5 protein-coding genes and 1 pseudogene are annotated in these 9540 nt (G+C 39.7%); all 6 read left to right on the top strand.

Going from position 1 to position 9540, the window contains the following annotated elements:
* Positions 1 to 508: 508 nt before the first annotated feature.
* A complete protein-coding gene (locus F6K22_RS07380; RefSeq protein ID WP_293095263.1) occupies positions 509 to 1405 on the top strand; it encodes a diiron oxygenase in 897 nt (298 codons plus the stop codon).
* Positions 1406 to 1597: 192 nt separating this feature from the next.
* Positions 1598 to 3169, top strand: a complete 1572-nt coding sequence (locus F6K22_RS07375) for a class I adenylate-forming enzyme family protein (protein WP_293095261.1) — start codon at positions 1598 to 1600, stop codon at positions 3167 to 3169.
* 133 nt (positions 3170 to 3302) lie between these two features.
* The gene (locus tag F6K22_RS07370; RefSeq protein ID WP_293095259.1) at positions 3303 to 4652 is read left to right on the top strand and encodes an alanine racemase; all 1350 of its coding nucleotides are present in this window, start codon (positions 3303 to 3305) and stop codon (positions 4650 to 4652) included.
* Positions 4567 to 4884 carry a phosphopantetheine-binding protein gene (locus F6K22_RS41785; protein WP_363273031.1) on the top strand — a complete coding sequence of 106 codons (318 nt, stop codon included), beginning with the start codon at positions 4567 to 4569 and terminating at the stop codon, positions 4882 to 4884. The genes F6K22_RS07370 and F6K22_RS41785 overlap by 86 nt, the downstream gene beginning before the upstream one ends.
* Positions 4881 to 8897, top strand: a complete 4017-nt coding sequence (locus F6K22_RS07360; protein ID WP_293095255.1) for a non-ribosomal peptide synthetase — start codon at positions 4881 to 4883, stop codon at positions 8895 to 8897. The genes F6K22_RS41785 and F6K22_RS07360 overlap by 4 nt, the downstream gene beginning before the upstream one ends.
* Before the next feature lie 443 nt (positions 8898 to 9340).
* Positions 9341 to 9540 (top strand): annotated as a pseudogene (locus F6K22_RS07355) (hypothetical protein); the annotation flags it as partial.

Raw genomic sequence — 9540 nt, 5'->3', positions numbered from 1 at the left:
TGCATCAGATATATGTACCGCTAGAGGAAAGAACTTGATTCCTTTTCAACCAAGAGCCATCCCTAAGCATCTACCATCTAGGAGTTTGACTTTTACAGTGTTCGCTCTTAAGTGTGCTTGACATCTCTAGGGGTTGAAACACCATGCTGTGTGTGGTTAACCCACTGCAAAGATGAAGCAATAGCTTCCTGTCTCCTGGGAGCCGGAATTTCACGCTAACTAGCAGTCATGTCATAGCGACGAACCTTGTTCTTACTCGTATCCGACTATCATAGCAGACTTTTACTCCGGGTTAAAACCCGCGTGTCGTTATTCAACCAGCCGTTAAAGCAGGCGCTGTGTACTTCCTCCCGTCATTTTTTATGTTTTTAACCATTGTCACCCCGTGAGCTTAAATAGTCAACATAGTGATCGAATTGACTTAAAAGTCGTCTAGATTACAATTTTAAGTAACTTTAAGTTATTTGAAGCAACCTTAAGTAACCCACTGTACAGAGGATCGACAAAAATGATCGCAATCAATGAATTAGCTCTTACTCAAGACACATCGAAGTTTTCTAAAATTCTCAATAAACTTATTGAGCAAACAAATTCTGACATTTACGATCCCTTTAAAGAACTTGTTTGGCCAGAAGATATAGAGCAAAACAAGTTGTGGATGTCCCTTAATTTAATGTCGGTTCATGGAACTCGTTTTGAACATGAACTCACTCAAGAACAATTAATTGAATTAAGCAAGTGGGAATTTATTAATTTCTGTAGTCTAAATGTGACAGGTATTCGTGAACTGTTAGTAGAAATGACAGGACGACTTCATACACCAGGGTTTGAATTTCTCTCGGAATATCTACATTATTTAATCGCAGAAGAGAATGAGCATATGTGGTATTTTTCAAAATTCTGTCTGCAATATGGGAAAAAAATCTATCCAGACCGTGCTTTAGCCATGGCAAATTTACCAGAAGCTGATATCGCCAACTTCATGCTCTTTAGCCGTATTCTGATTTTTGAAGAAATCGTTGATTTTTATAATCGTCAAATGGCTAAAGACAGCACTTTACCAAAGTTCATTCAGGACATTAATAAACTTCATCATGCTGATGAAGGTAGACACATCACCTATGGTCGTCAGTATATCAACTTAGTATGCCAGGAGCTAAAAAATAGATATTCAAAAGAACGGATCATGGAAATTGAAATAGCTGTGAAAAGTTTTATGAACCTAGGCACACAAAAGCTCTATCGGCGTGAAATATATGCTGATGCTGGATTTGAAAAACCAGGTCAGATTCGTAAAGAATTACTAGCGAATCCAGTCCGTCACCAATTTAATAATGAGTTATTAGAACGTGTCACTAAATTTTTTACAAAAATCGGCTTATTCTCAAAGCCCAATACTCACTAACAAACAGACCAGATTATGAATTAGTCATCTAATTCCTTAAACATTAACAAAATGTTTAAGTCAAAAATAAACTATTAAAATTCAAACGTCTGCGAAATATAAACTTGCAGAATGTTAATTTTAATAGTTTTACATAACAGGTTTTGTCGGACTTAAATTTCTCATTAACTTTTTAAACAAAGAAAAACACTCATGTCCCAAAGAATTCTAACATCGCTACTATGGCAAGCAGCAGAACGTTGGCCTAATCGGGTGTATTTAGATGGAGAACATACATATACATATGCACAAGCAGTTAGCGCAGTCGATAAGTTAGCAAAAAGCTTAGAGTCTGTAGGCGTTAAGCGTTGGGATCGAGTGCTAATAGTTGCTCAAAATCAACCCGAAATCTTATTGGCTTTGTTTGCTGCCAATGTTCTCGGTGCTACCGCAACTATCTTGCATCAAGCCAGCACTGAGATAACGCTAAAAAATATTCACAGTCAGCTTCAACCACAAGCAGTGTTGTTAGATGACAAAATGAAGTCACATTTTGACTGTTTTGAAGGTAGCTCCTTACTCGACATTTCAACCATCAAAAACCTTGAATGTCCTCCTTTTGAACAAAGTCTAGAAAGTCTTCAAACCTTAAGTTCCAAGCGGGGCACAATTGATACTGATCCTGCTTTAATTATTTATACTTCGGGATCGACAGGAAAACCCAGAGGAGTGGTACTAACTCAGGATAATATACTCTTTGTCGTTGAAAAAATTCAAAAGCGACTCGGTTATTCCTTAGAAGACTCAATTGGGCTTTTTCTCCCTCTCTCATTTGATTATGGTCTATATCAAGGTTTTCTTGCTGCACAAGTTGGTGCTAGACTTGTTGTGAATAGCTCGGAGTTGGCAGGTCCATCATTGATTGGAACTTTACGCAAAAGAAACATCAACATTCTTCCAGGGGTTCCTAATCTTTTTGAATCCTTGTTGAAAATGTTAGAGAGACGGCAAGAAATCTTACCAGAAATTCGTCTTGCTACTAACACTGGCGCACACTTGAGCGAACAACATATTCTTCGATTACAAAACGCACTTCCTGAAGCTTCAATTTATCCGATGTATGGATTGACAGAATGTAAGCGTGTCTCAATTTTATCTCCCGAAGAAGCCAAAAAACATCCTGGTTCTGTAGGTCGTCCACTTGATGACACGGACGCATTTGTCATTGATGACTTAGGAAATCGACTTTCTCCTGGTCAAGTCGGCGAACTGGTTGTCTGTGGGCGTCATCTTGCTCTAGGATACTGGAAAGCTACTGTTGAAACCGAAGTTCGCTATCGACCTCATCCATCGGGAATAGGACGCGCTCTTTATACAGGGGATAACTTCAAAATAGATGAAGAAGGATATCTCTACTTTGCTGGGCGCAAAGATGAACAAATAAAGCGGCGAGGGTTCCGCCTTCATCCTCTAGAAATTGAAAAAGCAGCTTTGGAATTGGAGGAAGTTAAGCACGCTGCAGTTATACAGCTAGAAGAGCATCTCATTTTATTTATTATTACCGCTCAAGCAGGGATTTCTCAGGAGATGATTTTGTCAAAACTTAGTGAAGTTTTAGAGTCATACAAGATTCCTGATTTTGTCGAGATATTAGAGAATTTTCCCAATACTTTGAATGGAAAAGTCAATCAACGAGCATTAGAGGAAATCTGGCGAAAAAAATCTGAAAAACAATCAATCGCTCCCTTAAGGAAGCAGAAAATTTCATCCTTAACAAATCGGTAGTCAAGTAGTCTACGAAGCAAGAATCCACTCCACTCATTTCATGGAGTGTCAAAGGCAAATCACTTAGCAGTGCTAAAACTGATATTTGCTGTTAGTTTTACCTTGAAAAAAATAATTGAATGCATAAAAACTTATGCCTAATGTTAAAGACTTAGAAACTCAACAGAAAGCTTTCGAGAATTGGCGTTCCCTAGTTGCTAGATTTGGTTCTCCTCTTTATGTATATGATCTTGATACTGTGGAACATCAAGTAAGGGAATTAAAACAAGCTTTGCCTACTAATGCCAAAGTGTTTTATTCTCTCAAAGCTAATCCACTACCAGCTATTGTCAAAACCGTACAAACGGCTGGGTGTTGTTTAGAAGTCTGCTCAAACCATGAACTTAGTGTTGCTTGTAATTCTGGAATTTCTATTGAACAAATCCTCTATAGTGGTCCAGGAAAAACGACAGAGGAAATTGGTCAAGCTATTGCCATAGGAGTCAATCATTTTTCAGTAGAGTCTTATACCGATCTAGATCGTCTGGAAAAGGCTGCTGAAACAGCCCAAAAAAGCATCCGTTTATTGCTGAGGGTTAACCCGATGGAACCACTCCAAGGCGGACTAGCGATGAGTGGTACCCCCTCACAATTTGGTTTTGAAGAAAGTGTTCTACTTAATGGTGCTCAACGACTTAGTCAACTGAGTTCTTATGTGGAGATTATTGGGTATCACATTTACTATGGAACTCAGATCGACAGTGAAGAATCTCTGATTAAATCATTTAAAGCAGGTATTGATTGTACTGAGAGACTTACCAGTCAGCTTGGATTTACCCCTCAAGTGATTGATTTGGGTGGCGGTTTTCCTTGGCCTTTTGCCAATCAAAAATCAGCGATCGCTCTTGATAATTTGCGTTCTCGTTTAGAGCAACTACTGGCTCAACGAAAATACACAGCAGAAGCCGAAATTTGGTTTGAATCAGGACGTTACCTTTCTGCTTCAAGCGGTACACTACTGGCTACAATTCTGGATATAAAACCCGGAAAATTTGATTCTAAATTTGTGGTTTTAGATGCCGGAATTAATCATTTAGGGGGAATGTCAGGATTGGGACGAATTCCCAGAGGTTATGTTTTGATGTATAACCTTTCATCTGAACAAGAAGCTTGGTCAACAGAAACAGCTAATGAGGGACGAACCTTAGTTGTTGGTCCATTGTGTAGTCCACTTGATTGTTTGACACGCAAAACCGAGTTGCCTCCATCGGTGAATATCAACGATATTGTTGCTATTCCCAACGTTGGAGCTTATGGATTAACAGCTAGTTTAGTAGCTTTTCTAAGTCGTCCTGCTCCCCTAGAAGTCTCTTTACGTAATGGAATTCCAGTAGATTTATCAAGTCTGCGAACTGGCCATGAATCTCTGCAATTTTTACTTCCTGAACCAGAAAATTTATCCATCAATATCACAGGAGATAGTATCCGTGAACAATACGCTTGAACGACTTAAAGTTTGTATGGTTGAGCATTTGAAATTGGTAACATCCGTTGACCAAATTGATAATGACAAAGAACTTACAACCTTAGGATTAGATTCTATGGCAGCCACAAATCTAATGCTTGATCTTGAAGATGAGTTTGAAGTCACCTTTCCCGATGAGTTATTAACTCCGGATGTATTTAAAACTACGAACACCCTTAATTCTGCTATTGAAGAACTTCTAGACTTATGAAAACATACGATCTCGAAACACTTCTAACAAGAGAATCCTTAAACAATCAGCTATCGACTGGTAGTCGCTTACAGCTATCTTCTCTACAGCGAGCTTATTGGATAGGAGAACAAACGAGCTTTGATCTGCACGTTCATCCTCATCTTTATTTAGAGATTGAGCTATCTGATTGCGACAGCAAGGCACTTTACCAAGCCCGAAACACTTTGTTAGCTAGACATCCCATGCTGCAAGCTAAAGTTTTGCCTACTGCTGAAATTGTTGTAAGAGACAGATTATTTGATTCTGACATTCCAGAACATGACCTGAGTCAAATGAATCACGAAGAAGTGACTAAGCAGCTTGAACAGATTAGGAAACGACTTTATCGGTCTGACATCAAAGCAGAAACTCCTCCCAATATTCATCTAGAAATTACCAGACTCAAAAATGTAACGCGGATTCACATCAATATAGATTTATTATTTCTCGATGGTAGTAGCGTTCGCACTGTTTTGTCTGAACTGTCTCAGATGTATACCAAGACCCATCATAAATGGAGCGAGAAATCCTTTGACCTTTCTCGTTATGAACTCCACCGACGACAAAAGCAGGCATCAGAGCGTTATCAACGGACAAAAAACTACTGGTTTGAACGGCTGCGAACCTTGCCAGGGGGACCTCTTTTACCCTTAAAATCGAATTCCATTCCTCGTCGTTCCCATCTTGTTCGCCGTCGTCATGTCCTTTCTGCAATTCAGTGGCAAATCATTACTAAACGGGCTAAAGAACAAGATATAAATCCCACAACCCTATTGTTAACAGCTTTTAGTCTAATAGTCGCTTATTGGTCAAAAAACCAACATTTTTCCCTGACCATGATGGTTCAGAATCGAGATCCCGAATTTGGGGATCTTTCTGGGGTAGTAGGAAATTTTGCCAGCACTGTCTTAGTAGAAGTGAACTTCAGTGAAGCCAAGTCATTTGCCCAACATACCTATGATATTCATCGCCAGGTTTTTCGTGATGTTACTCGCTCCATGGTATGTGGTTTAGAGGTCTTGCAAGAACGAAATCGCCAGCAAGGGTCTGCTTTTTACGCATCAAGTCCAGTGGCTTTTGTCAGTATGTTAGACAAACCTGATGAATCAGTGGCACCAGGTATCTTTCAACTCGAAGGAGAGAACATGGTTTTCTGCGGGTTAGAAACGCCCCAAGTGTTATTGGATCATCAAGCTATTAGTAGAACTGATGGTGGTGTTGCGCTAATTTGGGACACGGTTGATTCAGCTTTTGAGGAAGGAATCTTAAACGATATGTTTGATGCCTACGTTTCTCTAGTCTCTCGTTTAGATCAAGAGCAAACCTGGCAGGAATCTTATTTTGATTTTCGTTCTCCACAACAGCAAGCAAGTCATCGAGAATACAATCAGGTTCAAGCACCTCTTACAGAGCAATGTTTGCATGAATATCTCTATGAGCAAACCCAGAAGACACCAGATAAAACACTGCTGATTGACTCACGACGGACTTTCAGTTATCAACAAGCAACTGAACTTTCCAATCGTATTGCCTGGACTTTACGCCAGCAGTACCAAGTCAAACCTAATGAATTAATTGCAGTTTATGCTTCTAAAGGTTGGGAACAAGTAATTGCTGCTCAGGCAATTCTGACTTCAGGGGCAGCTTATGTTCCCCTCTATCCTAGCTTTCCCGACAATCGGAAACAGGACATCTTAGAACGCTGTGGTTGCCGTTTGGTCTTAACAAATTCTGCTCATCTCAATGATAGTTGTCTCAAAGGGGTAGAAAAAATTGCTGTCGATGTCAGCGATAATCTAGTGACGAACTGTGATAACTTACCTCGAATTCAGTCCCCTAATGACTTAGCTTATGTGATTTTTACTTCCGGTTCAACAGGGAAACCTAAAGGCGTTGTTCTAAATCATCTTGGACCTGTCAACACCATTGAGGATATCAATCGTCGCTTTGGGATTACTTCACAAGATACTATCTTTGGTATTTCCGAACTGACGTTTGACTTGTCAGTTTATGATATATTTGGTACTATGGCAACAGGAGCTACACTTGTTTTGCCACCAGAGGGGATAAATCGAGAACCTGCCTTGTGCGCTCAATTATGTAAACAACACGGGGTAACTGTTTGGAACTCAGTTCCAGCCTTAGCGCAACTCTTGGTTCAGTATTTTGAAAGTAATTCATTGACTAGCGACTTATCAGTTCGGTTGTTCATGATGAGTGGGGATTGGATTCCTGTAAGATTACCTGGCAAACTCAAAGAACTGTTTTCATCACGGACTATTAGTTTAGGAGGCGCAACAGAAGGTTCTATTTGGTCTATTTACTACGACATCGATCGTGTCGATCCGAATTGGAAAAGCATTCCCTATGGCTATCCTCTTAGTAATCAGGAATTTTATGTTCTCGATAGTCGAAAACAGGCACGACCTGATAATGTTTCCGGAGAACTGTATATCGGTGGCATAGGTGTTGCTCAAGGATACTGGAAAGATGAACAAAAAACAGCCCATTCCTATTTGGAACATCCGGTTACCCATGAGCGAATTTACCGAACGGGGGACTGGGGAGTACGCCGTTCAGACGGTTACATTGAATTTCTAGGACGGGAAGATGGTCAAGTCAAAGTTCGAGGATATCGGATCGAGTTAGGAGAAATAGAAAGCACTCTTCAACGGCATCCGGCAGTAGTTAATGCTGCGGTCAAAGTAATTGGAGAACAGCCACAAAATGCTTATCTAGCTGCTTATCTAATTGCTAAAAATGAGACGGAGGTGGATTGGCAAGAAGTGAAACAATACGCTGAAGAATTCTTGCCTGATTATATGATTCCTACCCGTTTCATCTTTCTCGAACAATTTCCTTTGGGAGCAACTGGGAAAGTTGACCGCAAAGCTCTGCCAATTCCCAGTGATTACCAACATTCTCAAAATAGCGAACCACCTGAGACTGATACAGAAAGGAATTTAGCCAGATTGTGGTCAGAAATTCTGGGCATAGAAACTCTAATGCGAGAGGATAATTTCTTTGAACTAGGGGGAAATTCATTCAGTGCCATTCGTCTCATGGCTTTAATAGCTGATACCTTTGATTTGAATATTCCTGTCACCACCCTTTTACAACATTCCACTCTCAAAGCACTTTCTCAATTTATCGATGAACACTATCAAACAGGAGTAGATAGTGCTGAAACTTGTTTGGTTTCAATTACTGGTCATCAATCTAAGCCTCCAATATTTTGGTTCCACCCATCTGGTGGCGGAATCCTCTGTTATAAAGACCTAGCACAGCTTTTATCAGAACGATTTGGTTGTTTAGCCCTGGAAGCATCTGGTACAAGTAGACAAAAAAGCCAGCTGTCCCTATCTGAAATGACCAAACTCTATTTAAAAGAGCTCCACTCTGCGAATCCATCAGGTCCATACCATCTTGGCGGATGGTCAATGGGAGGGGTTATCGCTTATGAGGCAGCCCAGCAACTTACGAAGCAAGGAATTAAAGTTGATAGCTTAGTGTTAATTGATAGTCCGGCTCCATTACGTCAAGAGGCTACAGAATTTAAACAACTTATTTCTTGGTTTGTGTCCGATCTTGCCGAAGTAGATCAAGACCTAGCATTGAATTGTCTTCAAGAAGAAAACAATTCTACAAATCTATTGCTTCAAGCACTCACAGAAGCACAACAAAAACATTGGCTACCCGCTGGGAATATACAGGATTTAATTTCTCTTTTTGAGATTTTTCGGTCTAATATTGAGGCACTTCATAGTTATCAGGCTTTGCCCCTAAAAGCTGAGATTCCTTGCCTAGTTGTGATGGCAACGCAAAATGTTGAAGAGCGTGTGGCGAGTAATTCTATAGAGGTATGGCATTCCTTGTTGCCAAAAACAACTTGGTTTTCTGAGCTAGAAGGAAATCATTATTCTCTTTTAAAATCTCCAACAGTTAATCAACTGGCCAAACTGATTTTAGAGCATTCTCAAAATCAATATTAAGTTGTTCCACTTTCTCACAAGTATTGTGGTAGAAGAATGGAAAAAATTGAGAAAAAATAAGATGTTGATATCTTATATAGAATTTGTTTGAATAGCCGTCATTGCGACAATAGGAAGCAATCTTTGTGCGTTCCTGAGATTGCTTCCTTCCACGGAGTGACCGTCGCAATGACTACAAGAACTAATTATCCGGATTTGATCTTAGACATAGGCGTGATCATCAAAAATCAAATCAATTATCGGCTATAAATCATCAATTATTTCCCCCTACTCCCTACTCCCTACTTCCTCTTTTCCGGATTTGATATTACAGGAGATTCCGAGTATATGAAGTACAGATATTAACAATTAAATTTTTGTAGTGCGGGCATCTTGCCCGCGATGGGTGTACCTCACATCTGAGACAAATAACCAATTCAACCATCAAAAACAAGGTGAATTCAATGATTTCAATTAATGACGTTTTCAACGAAAATTTCTATTTAGAGATTAATCCTGATGCAGCAGCATCGGTAAGTCAGGGAGAATTTGCTAGTGGATTAGACCACTTTTTCAATGTAGGAATTAATCAAGGGTTGCAATTTTCCCCATTTATCGATTTAGACTATTATAAACGGGTGGCTAATCCAGACCTTGTGGATTA

It is taken from the genome of Okeania sp. SIO2F4, from assembly GCF_010672385.1.
In the GTDB taxonomy this organism is placed as follows: domain Bacteria; phylum Cyanobacteriota; class Cyanobacteriia; order Cyanobacteriales; family Microcoleaceae; genus Trichodesmium.
The sequence above is the reverse complement of the archived record's forward strand: the minus strand, read 5'-3'. Positions and strand labels throughout refer to the sequence as shown.

Coding starts and splice junctions, on each gene's coding strand:
- F6K22_RS07380 (WP_293095263.1), top strand. CDS start 509: ATGATCGCAATCAATGAATTAGCTCTTACTCAAGACACATCGAAGTTT.
- F6K22_RS07375 (WP_293095261.1), top strand. CDS start 1,598: ATGTCCCAAAGAATTCTAACATCGCTACTATGGCAAGCAGCAGAACGT.
- F6K22_RS07370 (WP_293095259.1), top strand. CDS start 3,303: ATGCCTAATGTTAAAGACTTAGAAACTCAACAGAAAGCTTTCGAGAAT.
- F6K22_RS41785 (WP_363273031.1), top strand. CDS start 4,567: ATGAATCTCTGCAATTTTTACTTCCTGAACCAGAAAATTTATCCATCA.
- F6K22_RS07360 (WP_293095255.1), top strand. CDS start 4,881: ATGAAAACATACGATCTCGAAACACTTCTAACAAGAGAATCCTTAAAC.